This window comes from Hymenobacter sp. 5516J-16 (assembly GCF_022919335.1).
Taxonomy (GTDB): domain Bacteria; phylum Bacteroidota; class Bacteroidia; order Cytophagales; family Hymenobacteraceae; genus Hymenobacter; species Hymenobacter sublimis.
Genome location: NZ_CP095058.1, coordinates 2,626,890 through 2,652,721, shown reverse-complemented (window position 1 = coordinate 2,652,721; position 25,832 = coordinate 2,626,890). Strand labels below are relative to the sequence as shown.

General features: G+C 59.0%; 22 protein-coding genes and 6 pseudogenes. 14 read left to right on the top strand and 14 right to left on the bottom strand.

Annotated elements, in window-relative coordinates:
* Positions 1-17 precede the first annotated feature (17 nt).
* Positions 18-401, top strand: a complete 384-nt coding sequence (locus tag MUN84_RS13200) for a hypothetical protein (RefSeq protein ID WP_244694505.1) — start codon at positions 18-20, stop codon at positions 399-401.
* A 77-nt stretch (positions 402-478) separates the two neighbouring features.
* Here the strand turns inward: MUN84_RS13200 and MUN84_RS13195 are convergent.
* A pseudogene (locus MUN84_RS13195) lies at positions 479-652 on the bottom strand (hypothetical protein); the annotation flags it as partial.
* A 5-nt stretch (positions 653-657) separates the two neighbouring features.
* Entirely contained in the window at positions 658-1,716 is a 1,059-nt protein-coding gene (locus tag MUN84_RS13190; RefSeq protein WP_244694504.1) for an alpha/beta hydrolase family protein, read from the bottom strand.
* Between the two features lie 393 nt (positions 1,717-2,109).
* On the opposite strand from MUN84_RS13190, the pseudogene MUN84_RS13185 reads away from it, so the two are divergent.
* The 3 genes and pseudogenes from MUN84_RS13185 to MUN84_RS13175 all read left to right on the top strand — a co-directional run bounded on the left by MUN84_RS13185 (position 2,110) and on the right by MUN84_RS13175 (position 5,144).
* Positions 2,110-2,540 (top strand): annotated as a pseudogene (locus tag MUN84_RS13185) (BlaI/MecI/CopY family transcriptional regulator).
* Positions 2,464-3,966 carry a M56 family metallopeptidase gene (locus MUN84_RS13180; RefSeq protein WP_317238933.1) on the top strand — a complete coding sequence of 501 codons (1,503 nt, stop codon included), beginning with the start codon at positions 2,464-2,466 and terminating at the stop codon, positions 3,964-3,966. The pseudogene MUN84_RS13185 and the gene MUN84_RS13180 overlap by 77 nt, the downstream one beginning before the upstream one ends.
* Before the next feature lie 140 nt (positions 3,967-4,106).
* Positions 4,107-5,144, top strand: coding sequence for a hypothetical protein (locus MUN84_RS13175; RefSeq protein WP_244694502.1), 1,038 nt, complete (start codon positions 4,107-4,109; stop codon positions 5,142-5,144).
* Between the two features lie 57 nt (positions 5,145-5,201).
* On the opposite strand, the gene MUN84_RS13170 is transcribed toward MUN84_RS13175, so the two are convergent.
* From MUN84_RS13170 to MUN84_RS13145, 6 genes and pseudogenes are all read right to left on the bottom strand, one after another.
* Positions 5,202-5,942, bottom strand: a complete 741-nt coding sequence (locus tag MUN84_RS13170) for a carboxypeptidase-like regulatory domain-containing protein (protein ID WP_244694501.1) — start codon at positions 5,940-5,942, stop codon at positions 5,202-5,204.
* Positions 5,943-6,133: 191 nt separating this feature from the next.
* The gene (locus MUN84_RS13165; RefSeq protein WP_244694500.1) at positions 6,134-6,514 is read right to left on the bottom strand and encodes a hypothetical protein; all 381 of its coding nucleotides are present in this window, start codon (positions 6,512-6,514) and stop codon (positions 6,134-6,136) included.
* A 64-nt stretch (positions 6,515-6,578) separates the two neighbouring features.
* Positions 6,579-7,007 carry a hypothetical protein gene (locus MUN84_RS13160; RefSeq protein WP_244694499.1) on the bottom strand — a complete coding sequence of 143 codons (429 nt, stop codon included), beginning with the start codon at positions 7,005-7,007 and terminating at the stop codon, positions 6,579-6,581.
* Positions 7,008-7,300: 293 nt separating this feature from the next.
* The gene (locus MUN84_RS13155; protein WP_244694498.1) at positions 7,301-7,927 is read right to left on the bottom strand and encodes a hypothetical protein; all 627 of its coding nucleotides are present in this window, start codon (positions 7,925-7,927) and stop codon (positions 7,301-7,303) included.
* Positions 7,909-8,217: a hypothetical protein gene (locus tag MUN84_RS13150; RefSeq protein WP_244694497.1), complete on the bottom strand. Its 309-nt coding sequence runs from the start codon at positions 8,215-8,217 to the stop codon at positions 7,909-7,911. The genes MUN84_RS13155 and MUN84_RS13150 overlap by 19 nt, the downstream gene beginning before the upstream one ends.
* A 14-nt stretch (positions 8,218-8,231) precedes the next feature.
* Positions 8,232-8,764 (bottom strand): annotated as a pseudogene (locus MUN84_RS13145) (MFS transporter).
* A 157-nt stretch (positions 8,765-8,921) separates the two neighbouring features.
* Between MUN84_RS13145 and MUN84_RS13140 the strand changes: the two are divergent.
* On the top strand, positions 8,922-9,341 hold the full coding sequence (locus MUN84_RS13140) for a four helix bundle protein (protein ID WP_244694496.1): 420 nt from the start codon (positions 8,922-8,924) through the stop codon (positions 9,339-9,341).
* Between the two features lie 96 nt (positions 9,342-9,437).
* On the opposite strand, the gene MUN84_RS13135 is transcribed toward MUN84_RS13140, so the two are convergent.
* The 4 genes from MUN84_RS13135 to MUN84_RS13120 form a co-directional block, all read right to left on the bottom strand.
* Positions 9,438-10,295 carry an HlyD family secretion protein gene (locus MUN84_RS13135; RefSeq protein ID WP_244694495.1) on the bottom strand — a complete coding sequence of 286 codons (858 nt, stop codon included), beginning with the start codon at positions 10,293-10,295 and terminating at the stop codon, positions 9,438-9,440.
* Positions 10,283-10,543 carry a hypothetical protein gene (locus MUN84_RS13130; RefSeq protein WP_244694494.1) on the bottom strand — a complete coding sequence of 87 codons (261 nt, stop codon included), beginning with the start codon at positions 10,541-10,543 and terminating at the stop codon, positions 10,283-10,285. The genes MUN84_RS13135 and MUN84_RS13130 overlap by 13 nt, the downstream gene beginning before the upstream one ends.
* Positions 10,544-10,618: 75 nt before the next feature.
* Positions 10,619-11,044: a universal stress protein gene (locus MUN84_RS13125; RefSeq protein ID WP_244694493.1), complete on the bottom strand. Its 426-nt coding sequence runs from the start codon at positions 11,042-11,044 to the stop codon at positions 10,619-10,621.
* 105 nt (positions 11,045-11,149) lie between these two features.
* Complete coding sequence (locus MUN84_RS13120; RefSeq protein WP_317239216.1) at positions 11,150-12,331, bottom strand: TolC family protein; 1,182 nt, start codon at positions 12,329-12,331, stop codon at positions 11,150-11,152.
* A 397-nt stretch (positions 12,332-12,728) separates the two neighbouring features.
* On the opposite strand from MUN84_RS13120, the gene MUN84_RS13115 reads away from it, so the two are divergent.
* The 9 genes and pseudogenes from MUN84_RS13115 (at position 12,729) to MUN84_RS13075 (ending at position 25,115) form a co-directional block, all read left to right on the top strand.
* Entirely contained in the window at positions 12,729-14,822 is a 2,094-nt protein-coding gene (locus tag MUN84_RS13115) for a sigma 54-interacting transcriptional regulator (protein ID WP_244694492.1), read from the top strand.
* A gap of 260 nt (positions 14,823-15,082) precedes the next feature.
* Entirely contained in the window at positions 15,083-16,354 is a 1,272-nt protein-coding gene (locus MUN84_RS13110) for an McrB family protein (RefSeq protein ID WP_244694491.1), read from the top strand.
* Between the two features lie 233 nt (positions 16,355-16,587).
* Positions 16,588-16,824, top strand: coding sequence for a hypothetical protein (locus MUN84_RS13105; protein ID WP_244699107.1), 237 nt, complete (start codon positions 16,588-16,590; stop codon positions 16,822-16,824).
* Positions 16,825-16,835: 11 nt separating this feature from the next.
* Complete coding sequence (locus MUN84_RS13100; RefSeq protein ID WP_244698876.1) at positions 16,836-17,654, top strand: 5-methylcytosine restriction system specificity protein McrC; 819 nt, start codon at positions 16,836-16,838, stop codon at positions 17,652-17,654.
* A gap of 103 nt (positions 17,655-17,757) precedes the next feature.
* Entirely contained in the window at positions 17,758-19,407 is a 1,650-nt protein-coding gene (locus tag MUN84_RS13095) for a TldD/PmbA family protein (protein WP_244694490.1), read from the top strand.
* A gap of 102 nt (positions 19,408-19,509) precedes the next feature.
* Positions 19,510-20,843, top strand: a pseudogene (locus MUN84_RS13090) (TldD/PmbA family protein).
* A gap of 156 nt (positions 20,844-20,999) precedes the next feature.
* Positions 21,000-22,648 (top strand): annotated as a pseudogene (locus MUN84_RS13085) (TldD/PmbA family protein).
* A gap of 141 nt (positions 22,649-22,789) precedes the next feature.
* Positions 22,790-24,113, top strand: a pseudogene (locus MUN84_RS13080) (TldD/PmbA family protein).
* Between the two features lie 300 nt (positions 24,114-24,413).
* Complete coding sequence (locus MUN84_RS13075) at positions 24,414-25,115, top strand: hypothetical protein (RefSeq protein ID WP_244694489.1); 702 nt, start codon at positions 24,414-24,416, stop codon at positions 25,113-25,115.
* A 6-nt stretch (positions 25,116-25,121) separates the two neighbouring features.
* Here the strand turns inward: MUN84_RS13075 and MUN84_RS23000 are convergent, their stop codons facing one another.
* On the bottom strand, positions 25,122-25,250 hold the full coding sequence (locus tag MUN84_RS23000) for a hypothetical protein (RefSeq protein ID WP_262920515.1): 129 nt from the start codon (positions 25,248-25,250) through the stop codon (positions 25,122-25,124).
* Positions 25,205-25,717 carry a porin family protein gene (locus tag MUN84_RS13070; RefSeq protein ID WP_244694488.1) on the bottom strand — a complete coding sequence of 171 codons (513 nt, stop codon included), beginning with the start codon at positions 25,715-25,717 and terminating at the stop codon, positions 25,205-25,207. Before MUN84_RS13070 ends, MUN84_RS23000 begins: the two co-directional genes overlap by 46 nt.
* Positions 25,718-25,832: the final 115 nt, after the last annotated feature.

The following is a 25,832-nucleotide window of genomic DNA, read 5'->3' as shown; positions in this document are numbered from 1 at the left end:
ACTTATTACCCGCTTTTATGTCTCGCTTTTGGTTTCTGACTTTCCTGCTTTTTGTGCTGTGCTCTTTGGCGCAGCTGGTGCTGCCGTGGTGGAGCATTGTGCCCATCTGTTGTGGGGTAGCGGCCTGGCGCGGCGATAATGGGGGCCGGGCGTTTCTGGCGGGTTTACTGGGAGCTGGCCTTAGCTGGTGGCTGCCGGCGTTGTGGCTGCACACCCACGGGGCGGCCCGCTTGGCAGCTCGGCTAGCTACCCTCCTACCCCTGGGAGGAAATGGCTGGACGCTGGTGTTTGTGAGCGGGCTGTTGGTTGGGCTAGTTGGCGGCTTAGCCGCTCTTAGCGGGGCCTGGGCTCGGCAAGCAGTAGCACCTCACGCCGAACAACCATCGGCTACTCGTTTCTAGCAAGTAATCAGCGCGCAAAAAAGGCCCGCCTGCTGAAGTAGCAAGCGGGCCTTTTTATAAAGTGTTATCAGACAGCTTTAATACTGAGAAATGAAGGCAAAGGCCTGGAGCGTGTAGGTACCCACCGAAGTAAAGTGGTTACCGCCCTGAATGGGCTTTAGCTGCACCTGGGTGGCTCCGCGGGCCCGCATGGCATTGTAGGCATCCTGGGAGTTGAAGAAGGGCACGTAGTCATCGGCGGTGCCGTGGAAAAGCGCTAGGGGCGCTTTGGGCCGCCAGTCGTGGAGGTCGTTGTCGCGGAAGGCGGCCGTGAGGGGGCATCGGTGTTGTTGAGCACTGCCTGCTTAAAAGAATCGGCGAAAAGCTGGGAAGGCAAGCTGGGGACGGAGCTGAACGGATCTGCCTGCAGGCGGGTGGCGTAAGGCTCTTTGAAATAGGCGGACAACGGCCGGTTCAGCCCGTACACGCGGTTGTACGTCGTCAGGACCCACACGTAGGTGCTCAGGAAATTCAGGGGCTGATCCGACTTTAGAATGTACTGGGCAAAGGCCGTTTTGTGGTAGGCACCCGCGCCGGGGGCACTGGCCGTAACCGGCAGTTCAGCGGCGTACTTCTCCTCCAGCAGCTTGTGCAGGGCCATAGTGGCGTAACCGCCCTCCGAGTAGCCCAGCAGGAAATTCTTCTGATTTACGGCAATGTTCTGCTGCTTACAAAACTCCCGGGCGGCCCGTAGCATATCGGCTGAGGCCGAGGCCAGGGAAGCCCCATGCTCGTAGGGGTGGGGCTGGGCCTTGGAGGCGCCGTAGCCAATGTAGTCGGGAGCCGAAACCACATAGCCCGTAGAAGCCAGCACTGAAACCGCCGACCACAGCTCGCTGCCGGAGTTGTAGTAGGAAGGCGCCCGGTCCTCATCATCGGGCCGCAACGTGCCGTGCTGGTAGCTGATGACCGGCAGCGCCTGCGTGGTTACGGGCACCAGCACCGCACCCGAAGCCGTAATGGCCTTGCCATCGGTGTTGCGGGTAGTATAAGTGAGGCGGTACACCTTAATGGGAAAACGGGCCAAGGCCCCTACCAACGGAATGTCGCCTACCCGCCCGGCCAGAGTAGCCGTGCTGTATTCCCCGATTAGGGTGCTGCCAACCAGTACCGTAGGGGTAGGTTCCGGGGTAGGTAGGGGCGCGGTTGGGCTAGCCGCCGTGGGCTCCGGCGAGTTGCTTTTGCAGCTAGGAGCCACGAGCAGCAACATGCTCAGCCACAGCAGGCAGTTGCCCACCGGACGAGCCAGGGCGCGGCGTAAGGAAGGTATAGTCACAGAGGAAGGTTTTGACAATGAAGTATCTGGAGCCTTAACACCGTCGGCAGCCAGGCTTGTTCCTGCTTTACTACTATCGGGTACTATTTACACGGCCAACTAGAACGGTAGCAAGTACTTTTTTAGGCTGGGCACACGGCACAGTACACTATATAAGGAGTGCCCAGTCAGTAGTTAACAGTCTACGGGCCGCAGCTGTGGTGCTTGCCCGAATTAGGGGGTAGGCTGGCGGCGTCAACACGCCAGTTGATTCAGCTGCTGCGCAAGCGCATCTTCTCTGGAAGATAACGCGCACTGACTACCTGAAAAATGACTTCGAACATCCTTATCTAAATAATTAGTTGTAAAACTAAAAATATAGTCATACATTAGAATCACACTAGCACCTTCTCTATGTCTGACCCATCTTTTCCGGAGCTTACCCGCGCCGAAGAACAGGTAATGCAGGTACTGTGGCTGCGCGGCCCTTCTTTCGTGAAGGACGTGGTGCCGGAGTTGCCCGCCCCTACCCCGGCCTACACTACCGTTTCCACCATCATCCGCATTCTGGAGCAAAAGGGCTTTGTGGGCCACGAAGCCTTTGGGCGCACCCACCGCTACTACCCCTCATTGCCCAAGACGAGTACCGCCGCTTTTCCCTGCGCAAGCTGCTGGGCGGGTACTTCGGCGGGTCGTTTACCCGGCTGGTTTCCTTTTTCGCCAAAGAAGAAAACCTCGATACCCAGCAGCTCGACGAGCTGCTCCGTCATGCCCAGTCATCTTCTGCTACCCCGCCGCCCGATGCTGACCCTCCTACTCCCGACGACCCCAACCGGCCTGCTTAACTGGCTGGTGCAAAGCACGCTGGCCTTGGGTGCAGGGTGGGCCTTTTACTACCTCGCCCTGCGCCGGGAGCGGTGCTTCCACTATAACCGCCGGTTTTTGCTGCTAACTCCCTGGCTAGTGCTGGCGCTGCCCGTGCTGCTGGAAGTTGCGGCCCCGGCACTCACGGGGTTACTCCCGCGCTGGGGAGTTTTAGCAGGCAGCTCCCTTCTGGCTGGCGGCCTGCTACCCACCGTACGCATCACCGCTACCGGCACCCGGCCCGAGCTTTCGGATGCGTACTTGCTGGCTTGGTTGCCCTTGCTCTATCTGCTGGTAACTCTGGGGCTGCTAGTCCGGCTTGGCCTGCAGGTGCTGCAGTTGTGGCTAACTACCCGCCGCTGGCCGCGGCAGAAACGCCCCGATTACATCCTGTTGCTTACGGGTGGGCAGCGGCCAGTTAGCTCTTTCGGGCGCTGGGTGTTCTGGGATGAAACTGCTTCGCTCACGTCCGCCGAGGCGGAAGTCGTGCTGGCCCATGAGGTAGCGCACGTGCAGCAGCGGCACACCCGGCAGCGGCTGCTGCTGGAGGTGGCGCGGGCCCTGCTCTGGCTCTGCCCTTCGTGCACTTGTACCCCGGGCTCTGGAAACTACCCACGAATTTCTGGCCGACTCAGCCGCGCTAGCCCCTTCTGCCGAGGCCACACCTACGGCCGCCGCCGAGCTGTACGCGGCGCTACTGGCGCGCCTGGCCCTGCGCCAGTTCCACCCTACGTTACCGCTTACCCATTCCTTCACTCAATCTCTCACCCTTACCCGCATCCGTATGCTTACCTCTCAATCTCCTATTCGGCGCTGGAAGCAGTGGCTGGCCCTGCCCTGGGGGCGGTACTGCTGCTAACCGTTGCCTGCGAAAAAGCCACGTCTCCAGCCAATCCGGCCACCGCCGCCCAAGACAATATGCCGGCACCGCCACCGTCGCCGCTCGCTGAGGAAGCTCCGGCCCCACCGCTGCCACCCGCCTACACCTATGTTGAGCAGATGCCAGAGTATGCTGGAGGTTCAAAGCAATTGCTGGCTGATATTGGGAAGCTAGCCCAATACCCCGCCGTGGCGAAGGCAGAAAAGTTAGGTGGCCGAGTGTTTATAACATTTATAGTAGCCGCCGATGGCTCCCTACAGAATATTCACATCCGGGAAGCAATTCAAGGCCAGGTTAAGGACTTCGGCGCAGATGGCGAGCAGATGGTAGCTACCCTTACTACGCCCGCGGCACAGGCCTTGAATGAAGTAGCGCTGAACGCCGTACGTAACCTACCAGGCAGATGGCAGCCTGGCCGTCAGGATGGTAAGGCCGTGGCTGTGTTATATACTGTTCCTATTACCTTTACCCCTAAAGCCAAGGTACCTCAGGCCCGCCTTCCGGCTTCAGGCGTTGCCAAGCCCTGAAACCGGGAGGCGGCGTTGCTTCCCATTAAAACCCTATTAAATACTAGTTGAAGACCACCTACCAGAAGTATATATTCCACTTTTCAGCCGGAAACCCGCTACCTTAGAGGCTGTCTTCGCCTTCAATTCGTTTTCCTTCAGTGTCTTATTTCCGGACCTTCACCCGCCTGACGGCCCCCGCGCTGGCTTCCCTGGGCCTCGCCTTTACCCTCACTACCTTGTCTGGCTGCGGCTCCCGCTCCGGCACCGACGCGGAAACTCCCTCCACCGCCGCCGACTCGGCCAAGCCCGTGGTAGTGGACACCGTCGCGCTGAAACGGGCCGCCATGCAGCGCGACTCGCTTAAGGCGGACTCCATTGCCAAGAAAAACGGCCAGCTGCCCGGCGCCATTCTGCCCGGTCACCGCATTGTGGCTTTCTATGGTAATATCCGCTCGAAGGGCATGGGTATTCTGGGTCGGGAGCCTAAGGAGCAGATGTTCCGCAAGTTTGCGGGCGTGCTGAAGGAGTGGCAAGAAGCCGATCCATCGATTCCGGTGCAGGCCGCTTTGCACAACGTAACCATCACGGCCCAGGGCACGCCCGGCAAGGATGGTAAGTGGCGCCTGATGAACTCCAAGGCTACCATTGAGGAAGTGCTCAGCTGGGCCAAGGAGCACAACTGCATCCTGTTTCTGGACGTGCAGCCGGGTCACAGCACCCTGGAGGCCGAGTTGCCCAAGCTGGAGCAGTACTTGAAAGACCCCATCGTGCACTTGGGCATCGACCCTGAATTTTCGCTGGCCACTATGCCCGGGGTGCGGCCCAACCAGAAAATTGGCACTCTTGATGCCAAGGACGTGAACTTCACGGTAAACTTCCTGGCCCGCATTGTGAGCGAAAATAAGCTGCCGCCCAAAGTACTGACGGTGCACCGCTTCACCCGGAAGATGATTACCAATTACAAGAACATCAAGCTGGACCCGCGCGTGCAGATTGTAATGCACATGGACGGTCACGGCGAGCCAACCCTAAAGAAGGACTCCTACCACGATTACATCCAGACCGAGCCGGTGCAGTACACGGGCTTTAAGCTGTTCTACGAGTACGATGCCCGGCCCAAGCCCCACCACATCATGACTCCCAAAGAGGTGCTGTCCGAGCTAACGCCCAAGCCCCTCTACATCCAATATCAATAGTCTAACCAGCAATCAGCCAGCATAAAAAACCCCTCCACGGTACCGTGGAGGGGTTTTTTATGCTGGCTGATTGCGCAACCCATGGGTTACTAGCCTAGCTGGCGGCTTAGAAAAACAACCACCGGTGCCGTTTGGTGGGGCAGCGGCGGCCATTTCTGGCTCGCGCGGCACCAGCGTTACGTTCTGGGTGTAGCTGCCCCGCAGGGAAAGCTCCTCGTCGGCGTAGCCGCCGTAGCCATATTGCAGCTTGGTAGCTTGGCTGGCTGGTAGGCGCAACGCGTAGTTACCCTGGGCATCGGTGCCGGTACCGCGGCCGGTAGCTTTATCGAGCACCGTGGCTCCCACCAAGGGGCGGCCATTTTCATCCAGAATGCGGCCGTGCACCGTTACCATTCGCATGTTGGCTATGCTGCTGGCCTCTGCTACTGCAGCCTCGCTAAGGGCAGCTTCGGTGGGGGTAGTGCCAGTGGCGGGCAAGTTGGTAGCCGCCATAGAAACGCCCGCCAGCAGACCGGCACCGGCCACCAGTGTAGCCGCGCGCCGCCGAAAACGCTGGGGCTCCGTCCGAATCAAGTCAAACTGACGCTGCACCCAGCCCACGGGCCGTACTTGCTCGCCGTCTTGCTTCATTTCATGAAAGCGCACCAGGGTGTTGTCGGCCAGTTGGTGGTTGCGTTTCAGGTACTTATCTACCGCCGCAATGTTTTCGCTTGACAAATCGCCGCGCAGGTAGGCGTCGCGGTACACGGGCAATAATTCACCCGTTTCAGGATGAAAAGGAGAAGAGGTTAATTTCATGCTCTGCTGGTTTTTAAGGGTGAATAACTTGTAATACACAGCACTTGCCCGGGTAGTCCGAAGCTGGTTTGTGGGCGAACGACTGTATCTGGTTCTCGCGTTGTTTGAACGCCTGTCTACAATAGTGAAGAACCCAGAAAACGCCGTTCAGCCACCTCAAACTGGCCGTCGCTACCGCGTCGCCGGCTACCTTATTTGAGCAGTTCGGCCTGCTGGCGCAGCACGTCGCGGGCAATAGCCAAGTTGGTGTCGCGGGAGTTCACGGCCAGGTAGATAAACTTCTTACCGCCTTCGGCCAGGTTGATGAGGTGAATCTGGTTGGTGAGCGTGATAAGGATATCATCAATGCTTTCACCCTGCAGCTTCAGGGCCGTCATGGCCTTCTGCTTCTGACGCACAACCTCGGTGTTGTAAGCGGCGGCCGTTTCGGGGTTCAGCGAGGCAGAGTTAGAGTGGGAAGCCAGCGACATGCCCGACTGCACGTCGACGATGGCAACGGCTAGCAGTTGAGGCAAATCATTGATGATGTTCTGGACGGCCTGGCCGGCGGCATTATTAGTAGAGTACGCCATGAAAAAAGTGTGGTAACGGGGTTGAAATGAAGACTTAGGAAGTGAAAGAGGTGCGTAGCGTAGGCTAGTGGCTGTGCGTGCGCAGCACGTCGCGGGCAATGGCCAGGTTAGTGTCTTGTGGACTAACGACCAGATATAAGAGGTGCCGTTCGTCGTGGGTAACGCGCAGCAGGTGTAGCTGCTCCCTTAGCGTGATGAGGATGTCCTCGATTTTCTCGTCGGGGAGGGCCAATGCCTGAATAGCCCGGCGCTTTTGGCGTACCACCTCAGCGTTATGGGCTGCCGCTTTAGCGGGCGCTAGCTTCGGCGAATTGCTATGAGCTGCCAGTGCCTGCCCACTGTCAATGTCGATGACGGCTACGGCCAACAGTTCCGGCAGGGCCGCCCGGATTGCCTCCAGCCGAGCTTTGGCTTTGGCTTGCTGCCCCGACTCGCCCGGCGCGGGTCCGGGCTTTACTAACTCCTGCAAACGGTTGAGAAAAGGGAGAGCCATAAGTTGTCTAATTCCCTGATTCAGATACTCGTCAGAAGAACGTGATGCTAAGGTGGCGGGTGTTCACCCGTTTAGCAACCAGCATCCTAAGTAGCTGTCTCTATTTTAGACAAGTGAGCGTCAAAACCCCGCCAATGAATGCAATAGCCGGGTAGAAATATTTCCCAAAAAGAGAAAAATTGTACCAACATGCTTTCCACCTCTCTCATCATAATCATACACCCTTAAACACCTCACGTAAAAAAGCCGGTCCCGCTGGGACCGGCTTTTGCATGGTGTTTGGCGTGCGGTATTTAGTGGGCCGCGTTCAGGTCTACTTTCTCTCCTGGCTTGGGGCGCTGCACCAGCAGAATTAGGGGTAGGCACAGCAGGAAGAAGGCACCAATCATCAGGAAGGTTTGGGCGTAGGTGATGATGGAGGTCTGCTTCATAATCATACCGCCCAGGGCCGCGTAGGCCTGTTGTTGGGCATCGATGAAGCTGGCGCCTTTGCTCATGAAGCTGGCCGTGAGGCCCTGCAAGCGCTGCTGAGTTTCGGGGTCATAAAGGGAAACGTTGGAGGAAATACCCTCTCGGTTCTGGGCAATGGAGCGCTCCAAATACGTGCCGACCAGCGCTACCCCAAACGAGCCGCCGAGCTGGCGAATCATGCCGGTGAGGCCCGCGGCCTGCCCGGCATCCTTGCCACTGATACCCGACAGCGACATGGTGGTGATGGGCAGAAACAGCAAGGCCAGCCCAAACCCGCGCAGAATAAGTGGCCAAAAGAAGTCACTCTCACCGGCCGTGGGTGAAATCTGGGTGCTCATCCAGTAAGAGAAAACGAAGAAGACCGTGAAGCCGACGGGCAGAATGTATTTCTGCGGGACGCCGCCCTGAATCATCTTGCCCACTACCGGCATCATAAAGCCCGAAAGCAAAGCCCCGGCAGCAATAGGTAGCCCGTCTGCTCCGCCGTGAAACCCAGAATGCGCTGGCAGAAAATCGGAAATACGAACACCGAAGCAAAGAGCCCGAACCCCAGAATAAACGACAGAAACGCTCCGATTGCCAGGTTGCGGCTGCGCGTGAGCACCCGTAGGTCTACAATGGGCTGCCGGGCCGTCAGCTCACGCCAGATAAAGCCCACCATCCCAACCACGGCCATCAGGGTAAAGAAGTTGATGTACAGGCTCTCGAACCAGTCCTCAGTTTCGCCCTGTTCCAGCACCAGTTGCAAGGAGCCTACCCCAGAATCAGCAGGAAGATACCCGCCCAGTCGATTTCGCGCAGGGGCCGCGGAATGGCGTTTCTGATGCGCTCCGGGTCGCGGATAAACAGCACCGTGAAAATAGAGGCGAGAATACCCACCGGCACGTTCACGTAGAAAATCCAGGGCCAGTCGTAGTTATCCACAATAAAGCCGCCCAGGGTAGGACCAATGGTAGGACCAATGATGACGCCCATGCCGAACAGGGCCTGCCCAGGGGTAGCTGCTTGGGCGGAAAAGTGTCAATGAGAATAGCCTGGGAAGTAGCCATGAGGGCGCCGCCACCAATGCCCTGAATAAAGCGAAACGCCACCAGCTCCCAAATGTTGGTGCTTTGCCCGCAGAGCATGGAGGCAATGGTGAACAGAATCACGGAGAACAGGTAGTAGTTTTTGCGGCCGAACTGCTCGGCCAGAAAGCCCGTCATCGGAATGACAATTACGTTGGCAATGCCGTAGGAGGCCACCACCCAGCTTACTTCCTGCTGCGTGGCCGAGAGGTTGCCCATCATCTGGGTTAGGGCCACGTTTACAATGCTGGTATCAATGAGCTCCAGCAAGCAGCACATCACCACCGTAATGACGATGATCCACTTGGTAAATCCGGTTTCCACTCTTTGTATAGGGTATGAGGGTATGAGGCTGAGCGGGCAAGAGTTGTTTTCTTTGAAGAAGCAATTCCTACTTACTATGCCGAACAGTGTGTCGAACTTTGATTTCGCCGAGGAGTTTCGGCAGCGCACAAAGGCGTTTGCGCTACGGGTTATGAAATTAGTAGACCGACTAACCACTGAGCCTTCCTGCCGCGTTGCCGGCATGCAGCTCTTGCGGTCGGGCACTTCGGTGGCCGCTAATTACCGGGCCGCTTGCCGAGCACGCTCCGAACGAGAATTCAATGCCAAGCTGCACATTGCCCTAGAAGAAGCGGATGAGACGGTGCTGTGGCTGGAGCTTTTAAATGAGGGTGGCGTATTACCTGCCGGCAAGCTGGATGACCTCCTGACCGAAGCACGGGCTATCATGTTTGTACTCGGAAAAGCAGAAAAAACGGTCCGGGAAAGGCGACAGAAGACAGGCAAGGCGTAATGTGCTGGCGAATAGGGAAGGCATACGAAGGACACAACGAATTCACAAGAGAAGAAAACGCCTACCCTCACACCCTCATACCCCGCTACCCTAAACCTATTTCACCTTAACAGTCGCTACCACGCTCATGCCGGCGCGCAGGGGGTGTTCGGGGTCTGCTTTGTCGAGGACGATTTTAACGGGTACGCGCTGGGTTACTTTCACGAAGTTGCCGCTGGCGTTATCGGGCGGCAAGAGGGCAAAGCGGGCGCCGGTAGCGGCCGAGAGCGACTCGATGTGACCCGAAAATTCCTCGTTGGGGTAGGCGTCCACTTCTACGCTCACGGGCTGGCCCACGCGCATGTTCTCGAGCTGGGTTTCCTTGAAGTTGGCAATAACCCAGGTGTTGCCGCTGGCTACCAGGCCCATAAGCTGCTGGTTGGGGCTTACTACCTGGCCGGGCTGCACGTTCTTTTTGCTCACAATGCCGTTGCCGGGGGCCGTAATGGTGGTATAGCTCAGCTGCAGACGCGCATTGTCCAGATCAGCCTGGCGCTGCTTTACTACGGCTTCGGCCACGGCTACCTGCTGGCGAGCGGCCGTTACCTGCTGCTGGGCCACGCGCACCTGCTGCTCAGCCGTAGCCCGCTGGGCCGTCGTCGACTTCAGGTTGGCCTGCACGGCGTCGTACTCGCTTTGCGGGATGATGTCTTCCTTGCGCAGAAACTCACTGCGCTTCAGATCTTTCTGCAGGCGGGCCCGGTTGGCCTCGCTTACCCCAATGGTCGTTTGGGCGGTGCTGACGTTGGCCGTGGCCGTACCTACCCCGGCGCGCGCGGCTACTACATTGGCCTGGGCCGCTGCCAGAGCAGCTTCGGCGGCATTTACGCGCTGCTGGTAGTCGGCGGGGTCAACGGTTACAAGCACGTCGCCTTTCTTCACGGGCTGGTTGTCCTCAACTTTCACTTCGAGCACCGGACCCGAGACGCGGGCAGAATTGGGTACACGTCGCCTTCTACTTGGGCGTCGTCGGTTTCCTCGTGGGTTTGGCCGAACTGGTACCGCTGCCAGCCGAAATAGCCGCCCACCAGCAGTACCAAAGCCAGGATGATAAAGATAATTGGGCGCTTGGAGCGGCCTTCGGGCTGCTCGTCTACTACCGGCTCATGAGCCGCGGGTTGGGTAGGCGCTACGGCCGAATCGTGTTGAACGGGAGTTGCCATATGGGTACTTGGTTGTTCGTTGTCAGATGGTAGGAAGGGAGGTCCGGCGTTCAGTGAACGAGGACGTTCAGGGTACTAGGCCGATTGGCGGTAGGCGGTGGGGCAGCCGGGCTTTACCAGCAGCGTCACGCAGGAGGCAGTTCGCACCACGGTTTCGGCGGTGCTACCCATCAGAAAGCGGGTAAGCCCCGTTTGGCCGTGCGCTCCGATAACAATGATGTCGGCCGGATGGCGGCGCGCTTCTTCCACGATTTCGCGGGCGGCTTCACCGCGCAGAACAACGGTAGTTACTTGAGCGCCAGCTGCCTGAGCAGCTTCCCGGCACAAAGCCAACTGGCGAGCCAGCGCCACGTCATGCCCCCCACCAGCGGTAGGGCTGGGCTGCGGCTCCAGCACGTGCAAAAGCCGCAGCTCAGCCCCCGTACCCGCCGCCAGCGCCGCCGAGTACTTCACCACCGCAGCAGTAGCAGCCGAAAAATCAACCGGACAGAGGATGGTCATATAGTGAGGTGGTGAAATAGTGAAATGGTGAGTTTGATGCGTTAATGGCGCGAACAGGAGAAGCTGAACGGCAACTCACTATTTCACCATCTCACAATTTCACCGCTACCAAATCTGCTCGCCGGTGGCGCGGCGCAGCTGGTACTGGCCAAGGGTGTAGTTGTAGATGGCTTGCAGGCGCGAGAGGCGCGACTGAGCCAGCTGCGTTTCCGCGTCCAGTACATCCAGGTTGCTGCCTACTCCGTAGCGGTAGCGGGCTTTGGCGCGGGTTAGGGCGTCAGCGGCCTGCCCGATCTGGACTTGGGAGTTGTCGTAGCGGGCGGTGCTGGTTTGCATGTTGTTCACAGCCTGCAGCACATCGGCGCGCACTTGCTCCTGGGTGTCTTGGGTGCGAGCCTGGGCGCCTTTGATGGCCGATTGCGCGACTGCCCGCTGGTAGCGGTTCCGGTCGCCGTCGTAAATCGGGATGGAAAGCTGGGCGCCGGCTACCGTGTTAAAACGCACGCGCTCCAGGTTGGGCACGATGTAGCCGTTTTTCCCTCCGGCCTGAGCTAGCACCGTGAGGCTGGGCTTGTTGCTAGTTTCGGCCACGCGCAACTGGGCGGAAGCAGTTTGCTCGGCGTCCTTAGCCAGCTTTACTTCGGGCCGGTTCTCTGCGCCTTTGGCCAGCGCGTCCTCTACGTTCACGGGTTGCGGGTTGTACTCAAAACGGCCGCGCACCGGCGTTACCGCCGACTCGGGGCGGTGCAGCAGGCGGGCCAGCTGAATTTCCTGGTTGCGCAACTGGTTTTGCAAGTCGATGCGGCGGTCCTGAGCCTGGGCAATGCGCACCTGCGTGGTTGTCACGTCGAAGTTGGTGCTTACCCCACCTTGCACCCGCTTCTCCATTTCGCGCTGGTGCTGGCGCAGGGAAGCAATTTGGGCGTCCTGCACCCGAATGGCTTCACGGGCGAACAGAATGCTGTAGTAGCTCTGGGCGGCGGCAAAGGCCAAGTCGCGGCGTGTAACGTTGATTTGGTCGGCGGCCGTGAGCGTCCGGCTCCGGGCCGCTTCAATGGCTGCGTTGGCGCGCCCAAAGTCCAGCACCGTGTACCGGGCCGTTACGTGCCCGTCGTAGTTGTTATTGGGGGCCAGCTGAAAACCGGGCTCATCGGGGTTTAGCTGCAACTTCACCTGCGGATCAACGCGGGTGTAGCTGACGGTACCATCTACCACGGGCCGCAGGTAGGTACGGCTCTCATCGAGGCGACTTTGGGCCTGGTTTACTTCTTCCTGCAGGGCATTAATGGCGGGTTAGCATCAAGCACCGAACGCACGGTAGTTTCCAGCGACAGAGAATCACTAGGAGTTGCTGCGGATAGCGGCACCTGTGCGTGTGCCGCACTACCCACCAGCAACCCGAGGGTAGCTAAAAATGGGGCAGCGTATTGAGGTCGGAAAAGCATATCTGAAACAGCGTATGGATGTCCGCCTGTTACCCAACTACGTGCCAACCCGTTAAAACCATTTTAATCTGGCTCAAAAACACTGATTCCAATCAGTAGAGTCACAAAATAATTTTATGTAGCTACCTAGTTAACTTATTAAAGCTTGACCTGATTTCCTTATATATCAGGATATCCTATGTATATTTCCTGAAATTTAAGGAATAGTTGCGCGCATTACCTCCATTCGCCGCTTTGCCATGCCTGACCAAGATGATTCGCTTCTTCTGTATCTGAATGATGCCATTGCTACCACGCGCAACAAGGAAGACCTGTTTCGGAGCGTAACGGAGAAGCTACGGCTGATTTTTCCCTTCGACGCCATTACTATTCTGACCCTGGACGCAGAACACCAGTACCGCCGGATTTTTCTGCGCGACTACCTAGGCGAAGTGCTGCTGCCCGATGTGCATGCGCACCAACCAACTCGTACATCGGTAGAGGGCACGCCCATTGCGCTTTTTCTGCGTCAACCCCGCCTGCACCAGTATGATTTGCAGGAATTTATGGCGGAGCACGGCGAATTTTCTCCCTTCCGCAACCTACTGGAACGGGGCATGCGCTACATCACGGTGGTGCCCCTACGTACCAGCGGGCAGCTGATTGGCCTGCTGTCGTTGGTGGCCCGGCGGCGGCCCGAATTGTCAGAATTAGACGCGGATCTGCTGGAAAAAATTGGTAGTCTGGTAGCGGTGGCCGTAACCAATACGCTGGCGTTCGAGGACATTGCCCGCCGGGAGCAGGAAAAAACCATGCAGCTGGCCCTCAACAATGCCCTGCTGAGCATCAAGGAGCGCGAGGAGCTTTTCCGAACTATTGCCACCGAAATCAACCGGGTAGTGCCGCACGACTACTTCGGTGTGCGGGTGCGGGAGTCCCGCTCCCCGGTGCGCGCCTTTGCTGAGTTCAACAAGCAGCCCGATGGCACCTTTCTGGCCCTCGCCGAGAACCGCTACGATGATTTGCCAAAGTCGGAAGCTAGCAAACAGGCGGTAGTGGAGCTGTTTTCGCGGCCCGGCGTGTACGTGGGGGCCGATTTTGAGGACCTCGCCCAGCGCTACGACATGCTCCGTTACATTCGGGAGCAGCGCGGCACCCGCTCTATTCTGTGCGCGCCCCTAGATGTGGGCGACGAACAAATGGCGGCCCTTATTCTGGCCAGCCACCAGCCGCTGGCCTTCACGGAGGAAACTCTGGAGCTAATTCAGACCCTGGTGCCCCAGATTCGGCTGGCTGTCCAGAACGTGTTTGCCTTCGAGCAGATTGACGCCCTGCGCACCCAACTGGAGCGGGAGCGGACCTACCTCATCGACGAAATCAATACCACTGCCGCTGCCCGCCTCGACGATTTTGTGGGCGGCAGCGGCGTGATGCAGCAAGTTTACACCCGTCTGGCCCAGGTAGCTCCCACTGACACCACCGTGCTCATTACCGGCGAAACCGGAACTGGCAAGGAGCTGGTGGCCCGAGCCCTGCATAACCTGTCGCCGCGCAAAGAGCGGGCCCTGATTAAAATCAACTGCGCCGCCTTGCCCGCCCAGCTCATCGAAAGTGAGCTATTTGGCCACGAAAAAGGCGCCTTCACCGGGGCCCACGACCGGCGCATCGGTAAGTTTGAGCTGGCTGACAAAGGCACGATTTTTCTGGACGAGGTAGGGGAGCTACCCCTCGATCTGCAAGCCAAGCTGCTGCGGGTGCTGCAGGAAAAAGAGTTCGAGCGTATTGGTGGCCGCCGCGTCATTCCGACCGATGTGCGGGTAATTGCGGCCACAAACCGGGTGCTGGAAGACGAGGTGGCCGCCGGCCGTTTCCGCGCCGATTTGTACTACCGCCTCAACGTGTTTCCCATTAAGCTGCCGCCCCTGCGCGAGCGACCCGAGGATGTGGAGCCGCTGATGCGCTACTTTCTGGAGCGCTTCACCAAACAGATGGGTAAGCCTGTGCGCGGCCTGCGCGAGCGGGACCTGAAAGCCCTGCGCCAGTACGGCTGGCCCGGCAACGTGCGCGAGCTGGAGCACGTGCTAGAACAGGCTGTTATTGTCAGTCAGGGACCGTTTCTGGAGTTTGCGGGCTTCTCCGCCGCTGCCCAAGTAGCCCCAGCCACTCCCGAAACAGGCGGCCCCATCAAAACCCTCAAAAACCAGGAGCGCGACCATATTCTGGCGGCCCTGCGCCGCACGGGCGGCCGCGTCAGCGGCCCCAACGGTGCCGCCGTCCTCCTCGACATCAACCCCAAAACCCTGGAAGCCCGCATGAAAAAGCTCGGCATTCAGCGTACGGTGGAGGTGAGATAGTAAAATAGTGAGTTGGTGAGTGAGTTGTCATGGCGAGCAGAGCGACGCCATCTTTCATCTCATGTGCCCTAAACCTAGTAAAGTGACAAGCCCTTGACTTACGGTAGCGTTAAGGATTTATCACATCTGGAGAGGTGTACAGTGGCCACGACGGATAGCGTCGGACCTCCTGGCTATGACAACTCACCATTTCACAATTTCACCAACCCTCCGGGAGCAAACGCGGCGGCAAATACGTTTTGCCCGTACTTTAGAACCGGATGCCGACTCCCGACCTCGACCCTACCCACCTCACCCGCGACCAAGTTATTCGGGCCCTTCAGCAGATGGACCTGGATGGTCCGCGCATGCCGCTGAGCACCGTCTACGACCTGGTGTTTATGGGCAAGCGCTACGCGCCGCGGGCCGTGGCCCAACTGGCGTTCCGGCTGGCACTAGGCCGCCCCGATGCGCCCTGGCCCCTGCCGGCTGGTGCGCCTACCAACCGCGTGCTGGAACAGCTCGACTTTACCATTGCCACCAAGCGCCCTACCCTCGAAAACTCGCCCCTGCTGGATGGCGATGTGGCCGCCCAAGAGCAAATGCAGGAACTCTACACCGGTGCTACCCGCGAAACGCCGCCTGCCAAAGCCAAGGGAATTAAGCAGGTAGCTCCGACCGAAAAATATCCGGCCGAACCAGCTTCTGCCTCTGGCCCGCTACCTGCGTTCGAAGTACAGGAACCAGCCGCCTCCTACCAGCATTCCACACCAGAACCCTACGACCAGGCAATGGCGTTGGCGGAGCTGTTTATCTCGGCGGAAAAGCTGGCTGCCACCCTGGCAGCTCTGCGCCGCCGCCGCAACCTGATTCTGCAGGGGCCGCCCGGTACGGGCAAAACGTATTTGGCCCGGCGGCTGGCCTGGCTGGAACTAGGCGCTACCGACGCGGCCCGCGTGGAGCTAGTTCAGTTTCACCCCAGCTACAGCTACGAGGACTTTGTGCAAGGTTTCCGGCCCGATGGCGCAGGTACTTTCCGGCTCCAGAATGGCATCTTGGTGGATTTCTGCCAGCGAGCGGCCCAGGACCCGGAGCGGCCTTATTTTCTGCTGATTGACGAGTTGAACCGGGGCAACGTGGCGCGTATTTTTGGGGAACTGCTGCTCTTGCTGGAAGCCGACAAGCGCGGCCCCGCCCACGCCGTGCGCCTACCCTACGCCCCGGCCGGTAGCCCGCCCTTTTTCGTGCCGGCCAACGTTTTTCTCATTGGCACCATGAACTTGGCTGACCGCAGCCTGGCCCCACTCGATTACGCCCTGCGGCGGCGCTTTGCCTTCGTGAGTCTGGAGCCGGAGTTTGGCGCCCCCCTGCGCGAGCTGCTGGCCGCCCAGGGCGTACCCGCTGCTGTCAGCCACCGGCTTACCACTCGCCTGGCCGCTCTCAATCAGGTAATTACCGACGACCCGGACCTGGGCCAGACTTCTGCATCGGGCACAGCTACTTCTGCCAACCGCCCGCTGAGCCTGCCGCCGCTGCGGAGTGGCTGCAATTGATTCTGGAACAGGAAATTGCGCCTCTTCTGGATGATTACTGGCTCGACCAGCCAGCCAAGGCCGCCCAGCAAAAGAAAAAGCTGCTAGCGTAAGCCGTGCTAGGCAGATGCTACTTGTCCTTCCGACACAGGAGAAATCTGAGTTTATCTGGATGATTACTGGCTAACCCAGATTCCTCGCCCTGCTCGGAATGATAATGTTAGGAGGCCCTATCCTCACACACGTTTCTTTGTATGATTCCCATCCAGAACCTGTACTACCTGCTCTGCTACGCCTGGAACCGGCTGCCGGAGCAGCAGGAACTGCTGGCAATCAACACGACCACCTTCCACCGGCCCCTGGAACTGCTCACTCACGTCTTGCTGACGGGCACGCGCCGGCTGGTGCACCGGGGCCTACCGGTGGCGTACACGGAGCGCACCGAGGAGCTGACGGAACTGCGCGGCCGGGTGCAGTTGGCCCCACCCTAAGCCAAAACCTACTGTCGCGCGGCCGGGTCATTTGCACCGTAGATGAGCTAAACCAGAACACAGCCCTGGCCCGACTGGTACTCGGCACTTTGCAGCAGCTGAGTCGTACTCGTAGCCTACCCGCTGCTTTGCGCCAGCAAGTACGCGCGACCATGCGCCGCTTCCCAGATGCGGTGCTGCCCGAACTGCCCAGCGCGGCTACGTTGCGGGCCGTGCGCCGCCTGCGGCCCACTGGGCTAGCAGGTTTCCTACTGAACGTGTGCGAGTTAATTCAGCAGAGCGCCCTACCCACTCCCGATGCCGAAGGCCCAACCCGCTTCCGCGACTTCCGGCGCGATGAGCGGCTGATGGCGCTGCTTTTTGAGCAGTTTGTGCGCAATTTTTACCGGCTAGAGCAGCGCCAGTTTCGGGTGCTTTCCGAAACGATTCAGTGGCAGGCCGAAGCCGAAACGGCCGAGGCCCTGCACCTGCTGCCGGCCATGGTCACGGATACTACCCTGGAAAACGAGCAGCGCAAAATCATCCTCGACACCAAGTATTACGCCGCCGCTCTTAAGCCCCGCTACGACCAGCACAAGCTGATTTCGCCCCACCTCTACCAGCTCTACGCCTACCTTCAGAACCAGCCCCGGCCTGCCGAGCAGCAGCTAGAAGGCGTCCTGCTGTATCCGGCCGCCGCCCACGCCGTGGATGTGCGCTACACGCTTGGGGGCATCCCGTCCGCATTGTTACGGTGGACCTGGCCCAGCCTTGGCAGCAGATTGCCCACGACCTGCTGGCCTTGCTTGATTAAGGATTTGGCAACGGATTCCGAGGTTCTTTGCCTATAATGCAGCCTCGCTACGGCAATTGCGTCGTTTGGTTGCAATTGGCGGGCCTTTGGCCTTAACTTCCTTCGAATTTCCTTCCTCCATCACCCAAACCATTACCTTCTTGAAACGACGTGACTTTGTGGGGCTGACCGGCCTCGCTACCGGGGCCATGTTCCTGCCCGCTATTCCGGGCCTGGGCGGCGACCTGGTAGACCCTGCCCGCCTGCTGGAGCAGGTAGATCCGGCTATCAAAAAGCGCCTGGCCGACGCGGCCTTGAACGCGGCCAAATCGGCCGGCGCTTCTTATGCTGATGTGCGCATTGGGCGCTACCTCAACCAGAGCATCTTCACCCGCGAAAAGCAGGTCCAGAACATTGCCAACGGCGAAAGCTACGGCGCGGGCGTGCGGGTGCTGGCCAACGGTACCTGGGGTTTTGCCGCCACCAACACCGTAACCGAAGCCGGCATGGCTAAGGCCGCCCAACTAGCCGTGCAGATTGCCAAGGCCAACTCCAAAGTGCAGAAGGAGCCCGTGAAGCTGGCCCCCCAGAAAGGACAGGGCGAAGTAGCCTGGAAAACCCCGATTCAGGTAAACGCTTTCGAGGTGCCGATCAAAGACAAGGTGGACTTGCTGCTGGCCGCCAACGCCAAGGCCCTCGACAACGGCGCGAGCTTCGTGAATTCGGCCCTGTTCCAGATCAACGAGCAGAAGTACTTTGCCAGCACCGACGGCTCCTACATCGACCAGGATGTGCACCGCATCTGGCCGAACTTCAGCGTCACGGCCATCGACCGGGCGTCGGGCAAGTTCCGCTCCCGCGAGGCGCTCAGTTCGCCCATGGGCATGGGCTACGAGTACATGCAGCCCAAGGCTCAGGACCAGATTGCCGGCCCCGCCGGCACGGGCCTGATTGGCTACAAGTACAGCTACGACATGCTAGCCGACGCAACGCTGGCCGCCAAGCAGGCCAAGGAAAAGCTCACGGCCAAAAGCGTAACGCCGGGCAAGTACGACCTGGTGCTGGATCCTAATCACCTGGGCCTGACCATCCACGAATCGGTAGGGCACCCGCTGGAGCTGGACCGCGTGCTGGGCTACGAAGCCAACTACGCCGGTACCTCCTTCGCTACCCTCGATTGGCGGGCCAAGAATCAGCCTTACGGCTCCAAGCTGGTGAACATTGTGGCCGATAAGCGCCAGCCCGGCTCCCTGGGCGCCGTGGGTTTCGATGACGAAGGCGTGCCGGCCAAGGAGTGGAACCTCATCAAGGACGGCAAGCTGGTGGACTACCAGAAAATTCGCGACCAGGCCCACATCGTGGGTCAAAACGAGTCGGATGGCTGCTGCTACGCCGACTCCTGGAGCACGGTGCAGTTTCAGCGTATGCCTAACGTCAGCCTCAAGCCCGGCACCGCCAAACTCAGTGTGGATCAGATGATTGCAGGCGTGGACAAGGGCATTTACATTGCCGGCCGCGGCTCCTTCTCCATTGACCAGCAGCGCTACAACTCCCAGTTCGGCGGCACGGTGTTCTACGCCATCGACAAAGGCAAAATCACGGGCATGCTCGAGGACGTCGCCTACCAGACCAACACGCTAGAGTTCTGGAACTCCTGCGCCGCCATCTGCGACGAATCGGACTACCGCCTGTTTGGCTCCTTCTTCGACGGCAAGGGCCAGCCCTCGCAGGTGTCGGCCGTGAGCCACGGCTCGGCTACTACCCGCTTCAACGCCGTGAACGTCATTAACACCGCCCGCAAAATCGGATAATCACAATGGCTCTTAGCTGCTAGCTATAGGCTATTAGCTTCTGTTCGGAAGCCCAGCCCATAGCTAGCAGCTACTAGCCAACAGCTAATAGCTCAACATAACATGGCCATTCTTTCCCAAACCGAAGCCCAGGGCATCCTCAAAAAGGTGCTGAGCTTCAGCAAAGCCGACGAGTGCGAAGCCACGCTCAACGGCCAAACGGGCGGCAACGTGCGCTCGGCCCGCAACGCCATCAGCACCAGCGGCGGCATCGATAACGTGGCCCTGACGGTAGAGTCGCGCTTCGGCAAACGCTCGGGGTAGCGACCTGCAACCAGTTCGACGACGCTACCCTGCGCAACTGCGTGCAGCGGGCTGAGGAAATTGCCCGCCTCGCCCCGGAAAGCCCCGAGTACATGCCCCTGCTCGGTCCCCAGAAATACCTGACCTCGCCCAACAGCTTCGCCAAAAGCACCGCCGACATCACGCCTGACTACCGTGCTACCCAGGTAGGCGCCAGCATGAAGCTCTGCGACGAGAAAAAGCTGACTTCAGCCGCCTTCCTCAACGACTCAGCCGGGTTTGTGGCCAAGCGCAACAGCAAGGGCCTCGAAGCCTACCAGCAGGTATCGGGTTTGGAGTTCAGCATCACGGTGCGCACTCCGGACGGTACCGGCTCGGGCTACGCCACTGCCGACTACAACGACGCCAGCAAGTTTGACGCCCGCCGCCTCACCCAAATTGCGGCCGACAAAGCCGCCGGCTCGCGCAACGCCCAGGCCCTGGAACCCGGCAAATACACCGTGATTCTGGAGCCCGCCGCCCTGGTCGCCAACACCGATGCCTCCCTGTTGGCGGCGCTGATGGGTGCCCTCGACGCCCGCAACGCCGACGAAGGCCGCTCCTTCCTGAGCAAAAAAGGCGGCGGCAACCGCAAGGGCGAAAAGCTGTTCGACGAGCGGGTAACCATCTACTCCGACCCGATGAACGCCGAAATTGCCGGCCTCGGCTTTTCCGGCGACGGTCGGCCCCAGCAGAAAATGACCTGGATTGAGAAGGGGGTAGTAAAAAACCTCTATACCTCGCGCTACTGGGCCCAAAAGGCCGGTATTCCGGACATTCCACGCCCCGGCGGCTGGATTATGGAGGGCGGCACCCAAAGCACCGCCGACCTCATCAAAGGCACCCAGCGCGGCATCCTGGTCACGCGCCTCTGGTACATCCGCCCCGTTGACCCCCAGACGCTGCTATACACCGGCCTGACCCGGGACGGAACCTTCTACATCGAGAACGGCAAGATTAAGCACCCGGTGAAGAACTTCCGCTTCAACGAGTCGCCGATTATCATGCTCAACAATCTGGAAGCTATTGGCAAGCCCGTACGGGTAGGCGGCAACCTGGTGCCCCCGCTGAAAATCCGCGACTTCACCTTCACCAGCCTCTCCGACGCGGTGTAGTTAAGCAGCTCATCAGCACTGTTATTCCGAACGGAGTAAGGAATCTGGGTTTAGCCTCTGGAGTTCAACCCAAGTTTCTCACTCCGTTCAGAATGGCAGTGCTGGTAAAACGATGACCGTTATAAAACGACTTCTCCACTCTCAACTTCTACTCCTTTGAACAGACGTGATTTTGTGGGCGTAACCGGTCTGGCGGCCGGGGCGCTCTGGCTACCGTCGCTGCCCAGCTTGGGCGGCAACCCGGTTGACCCGGCCCAGCTCCTGGAAGGGGTAGATGTGGCAGTGAAAAAGCGTATGGCTGATGTGGCCCTAAACGCGGCCAAGTCGGCGGGGGCTACCTACGCCGACGTGCGCATTGGGCGCTACCTCAACCAGGGCGTATTCACCCGCGAAAAGCAGGTCCAGAACATCGTTAACTCGGAAAGCTACGGCGCCGGGGTGCGCGTTATTGCCAACGGTACCTGGGGCTTTGCGGCCACGAATACCGTCACGGAAGCTGGTATTGCCAAGGCGGCTCAGCTGGCCGTGCAGATTGCCAAAGCCAACGCCAAGGTGCAGAAGGAGCAGGTGAAACTAGCGCCCCAAAAGGGTTATGGTGAGGTTTCCTGGAAGGCCCCATCAAGCAGAACGCTTTCGAAGTGCCGATTAAAGATAAAGTGGACCTGCTGCTGGCTGCCAACGCCAAGGCCATGGAAAACGGCGCGAGCTTCGTCAACTCCGTGCTGTTCCAGGTGAATGAGCAGAAGTACTTTGCCAGCACCGACGGCTCTTACATTGACCAGGACATTCACCGCATCTACCCCACCTTCGGGGTGACGGTGGTAGACCGTAGCTCAGGCAAGTTCCGGAGCCGGCAGGCGCTTAGCTCGCCCATGGGTCTGGGCTACGAGTATCTTACGCCCAAGGCCGAGGACAAGGTAGCGGGTCCCCAGGGCTCCAACGTCATTGGCTACAAGTACAGCTACGACATGCTGGAAGATGCCGCCCTGGCCGCCCGCCAGGCCAAGGAAAAGCTCACGGCCAAGAGTGTAACGCCCGGCAAATATGACTTGGTGCTGGACCCTCACCACCTAGGCCTGACCATTCACGAGTCGGTGGGCCACCCGCTGGAACTGGACCGCGTGCTGGGTTACGAGGCCAACTTCGCCGGCACCTCTTTCGCTACCATGGAGTGGAAGGCCAAAGGTCAGCCCTATGGCTCGAAGCAGGTAAACATCGTGGCCGACAAGCTGCAAACCGGCTCCCTAGGTGCCGTGGGCTACGATGACGAAGGCGTGAAAACCAAAGAGTGGAACCTCATCAAGGACGGCATTCTGGTCGATTATGAGAAGATCCGCGACCAAGCCCACATTGTGGGTCAGAACGAATCGGATGGGTGCTGCTACTCGCAGTCGTGGCAGGACGTGCAGTTCCAGCGCATGCCCAACGTGAGCCTACGCCCCGGCCAGCAGAAGATGAGCGTAGACGACATGGTGAAAAACGTGGACAAGGGCATTTACATTGCCGGCAACGGCTCCTTCTCCATCGACCAGCAGCGCTACAACTCCCAGTTCGGCGGACAGGTGTTCTACGCCATTGAGAAGGGTAAGATTACCGGCATGCTCGAAGACGTAGCTTACCAGACCAACACACTGGAGTTCTGGAATTCCTGCGCCGCTGTCTGCGACCAGTCGGACTACCGGTTTGCGGGCTTTTTCAACGACGGCAAGGGTCAGCCCAGCCAGAGCTCCGCGGTAAGCCACGGCTCTAGCACTACCCGCTTCAACGCGGTGAACGTCATCAACACCGCCCGCAAAATCGGCTAGCCTTTCTAGCTGTCATTCCGAGTGCAGCGAGGAATCTCGCGTGCTGACGTTGTAATGGTAATCAAACGTCAGCACGCGAGATTCCTCGCTGCACTCGGAATGACGGTCTGGTTTTCTCCCACATTCTGTCCATTCAATAACATGGCCATTCTTTCCAAAGACGAGTCACAGGCTATCCTGAAAAAGGTGCTGAGCTTCAGCACGGCCGATGAGTGCCAGGCCAGCCTGCAGGGACGCACCACTGGCAACGTGCGCTACGCCCGCAACTCCGTGAGCACGGCTGGCGGGGCCGATAACGTGTCGCTGGTGGTAGAATCGAGGTTTGGCAAGCGGGCCGGCGTGGCTACCTGCAACCAGTTCGACGATGCTACCCTACGCCGCTGCGTGCAACGGGCCGAGGAAATTGCCCGCCTCGCCCCCGAAGACCCCGAATACATGCCTCTGCTGGGTCCGCAGCAGTACCTGACCCCGGTCAGCTACGCCGCCAGCACCGCCGCCATTACCCCGACTTTCGGGCCCAGGTGGCCGGCGACAGTATTGCCCTGTGTGCTGCCAAGCAGCTCACGGCCGCGGGCTACCTCGAAGATGGGGCTACCTTCCAGGCCCTGCGCAACAACAAAGGCCTGGAAGCCTACCAGCAGAACACGAACATCGACTTTTCGGTGACGGTGCGCACGCCCGACGGTACCGGCTCGGGTTACGCCGTGGCTGATTTTACCGACGCCAGCAAGTTCAACGCCAAGGCCCTTACCCAGGTTGCGGCCGACAAAGCCGCCGGCTCGCGCAATGCCAAAGCCTTGGAGCCCGGCAAGTACACCGTGATTCTGGAGCCCGCCGCCCTAGTTTCTGATGAAGGTCTGCTGAACAACTTGGTGTACAACTTCGGGGCCCGCGAGGCCGACGAAGGCCGTTCCTTCCTTAGCAAGAAAGGCGGCGGCAACCGCACCGGCGAAAAGCTCTTCGACCCGCGCATTACTATCTACTCTGACCCGCTGAACGCCCAAGCCCCGGCTCGGTGTTCGATGGAGAAGGACTACCCGTAAAGCGCATGAACTGGGTAGAGAAGGGCGTGGTCAAGAACCTGTACTACACCCGCTATTGGGCCCAGAAAACGGGTAAGCAGCCGACGGCTTTTTCCGGCAACTTCATCATGGAAGGCGGCACCCAAAGCGTGCAGGACCTGATTAAGAGCACGGCCAAGGGCATTCTGGTGACGCGCCTCTGGTACATCCGCGACGTAGATCCGCAAACGCTCTTGTTCACCGGCCTGACCCGGGATGGAACCTTCTACATCGAGAACGGCAAGATTAAGCATCCGGTGAAGAACTTCCGCTTCAACGAAAGCCCCGTGATTATGCTTAACAACATTGAGGCCATCGGCAAACCCGTGCGCCTCGGCGGCAACCTCGTGCCCCCGCTGAAAATTCGAGACTTCACCTTCACCAGCTTGTCGGACGCGGTGTAACAACACACATGAAAACACTGTCATTTCGAGCGAAGCGAGGAATCTGGATTAACCTCTAAAGGACAACCCAGATTCCTCGCTTCGCTCGAAATGACAGTGTTTTCATGTGTGGAAGAATAGTCTTTATTTCTGGCTGAATACGTGCCATTCCAGCGTCCTTATGAGGAGATTTCCGACGAAACACCGCCTCTTTCGGGGAGTTACCAAATAAGGAGGAGCAAAGCTTGGTATCCGTGAAGCAAATAAGGAGGACACCGGCCATATTTGCCCTATCTACATCTATTTATCTCTGTTACCCTTATGTACGCATTCGTGCGCTTTGCCCTCGTGGTTGGCTTTATTGGCTCTGTGTCCTTATCGACAATTTCTGCGGCCAGCGCCCAAGCACCGTCCGATTCCAGCGCCTGGCACGATACCAGTTCCAAAGCTCGGCATGGGCTGGCAGTAGTCAGGACCACAGATGGCAAAACTGTTCGGTCGTATTTCCCCGTCAACTGCATTGGGTTCGAGGAGAAAATAAGCTACTTCAGTCGTAGCCCCGAGGTGCGGCCCTTTCCGCGCATTCAGTACGTGGACGTTAAAAAAATAGCTTCGGCCACTATCCGGGGGCATCAACTGGAAAACATGGCCGCCGCCGGCGCCCCCGATGTGCTGGCCCTACGCCTAATAGAAGGCCCCGTTGAGCTGTTTGCCTTTAGTGGCTCGGTGGGTGACCAAGTACCCCTTATTTTCTCGGTACTGAATCCGGCCTTGGCCGCTCCTACCTTGCTGGCTCACTTGGGCGGCAGTGCTATTGAGCGCAACCGATGGTTTGTGCGCCGTAACGGCCAGCTATTAGCCCTTACCCACGGTAATTTTCGCCGACTTATGAGCGAGTATACCGCCGATTGCCTGGCCGTTAGTACGCAAATCAAACAGGGCAGTGAAGGTTTTCACTACAAAGACACGCCCCAGATTATCAACCTCTACAATCAGTTTCTGCGGGAAACGGCCACTCGGTAGGCCGTTTTAGTCATTATCAAACTGTAGGGCCACGTAGGCCTGAATTACGCGGTTGCGCAGGCGGGAGTCGTTGGCGCCGCTCAGGTTTTTCACGTCGTTGATGTCGTTGACGCCGGCGTTGAAGCGCCCGCCCAACAGGAGGTTACCCAGCTTAAGCCCGCGCCCGCGCACAGGCTTAGGTCGCCACGCTTGTAGCCGCTGTAGGGGCCGTTGCCCGAAGACGACACGTTCAGGTCGCCGCTGGCATCCTTGCGCAGCAGCAGCCCAAATTGCGGCCCCGCCTCCACGAACACCGGTCCAACCGTGACTTTGGCTAGTACCGGCAGGTTGAGGTAATGTAGCTTGGCATCGTAATTCCCGACGGCATCCTTAAAAGAGCTTCCCTGCAGGGAGTACAGCAGCTCCGGCTGAATGGATACGGGCCCAATTAGCTCAGCCTCGTAGAAGACGCCGGCGTGGTAGTAGGTTTTGTAGGTGGTAGAAGTAGACCCCAGGTTGTCGCCATCGAGCACGGCGGCATTGACGCCAGCTTTGATACCAAATTGGGCGTGGGCCGATGTTGCCAGTAGCAGGGCCGTGAGGAAAAGCAGGACGTGTTTCATAGTGCAGGTAGTGAGGAGTTTATAAAAGAACCACTTGCCTGCTCTAACGAAGCCAACGCCCCTGGGGGTATGGCCGCGCTTTGCAAAACGCAACCCTTTGGGGCCGGGCCCGAGA

Coding starts and splice junctions, on each gene's coding strand:
- MUN84_RS13200 (WP_244694505.1), top strand. CDS start 18: ATGTCTCGCTTTTGGTTTCTGACTTTCCTGCTTTTTGTGCTGTGCTCT.
- MUN84_RS13180 (WP_317238933.1), top strand. CDS start 2,464: ATGCCCAGTCATCTTCTGCTACCCCGCCGCCCGATGCTGACCCTCCTA.
- MUN84_RS13170 (WP_244694501.1), bottom strand. CDS start 5,942: ATGAAATTAACCTCTTCTCCTTTTCATCCTGAAACGGGTGAATTATTG.
- MUN84_RS13165 (WP_244694500.1), bottom strand. CDS start 6,514: ATGGCGTACTCTACTAATAATGCCGCCGGCCAGGCCGTCCAGAACATC.
- MUN84_RS13160 (WP_244694499.1), bottom strand. CDS start 7,007: ATGGCTCTCCCTTTTCTCAACCGTTTGCAGGAGTTAGTAAAGCCCGGA.
- MUN84_RS13130 (WP_244694494.1), bottom strand. CDS start 10,543: ATGGCAACTCCCGTTCAACACGATTCGGCCGTAGCGCCTACCCAACCC.
- MUN84_RS13125 (WP_244694493.1), bottom strand. CDS start 11,044: ATGACCATCCTCTGTCCGGTTGATTTTTCGGCTGCTACTGCTGCGGTG.
- MUN84_RS13115 (WP_244694492.1), top strand. CDS start 12,729: ATGCCTGACCAAGATGATTCGCTTCTTCTGTATCTGAATGATGCCATT.
- MUN84_RS13110 (WP_244694491.1), top strand. CDS start 15,083: ATGCCGACTCCCGACCTCGACCCTACCCACCTCACCCGCGACCAAGTT.
- MUN84_RS13105 (WP_244699107.1), top strand. CDS start 16,588: ATGATTCCCATCCAGAACCTGTACTACCTGCTCTGCTACGCCTGGAAC.
- MUN84_RS13075 (WP_244694489.1), top strand. CDS start 24,414: ATGTACGCATTCGTGCGCTTTGCCCTCGTGGTTGGCTTTATTGGCTCT.
- MUN84_RS13070 (WP_244694488.1), bottom strand. CDS start 25,717: ATGAAACACGTCCTGCTTTTCCTCACGGCCCTGCTACTGGCAACATCG.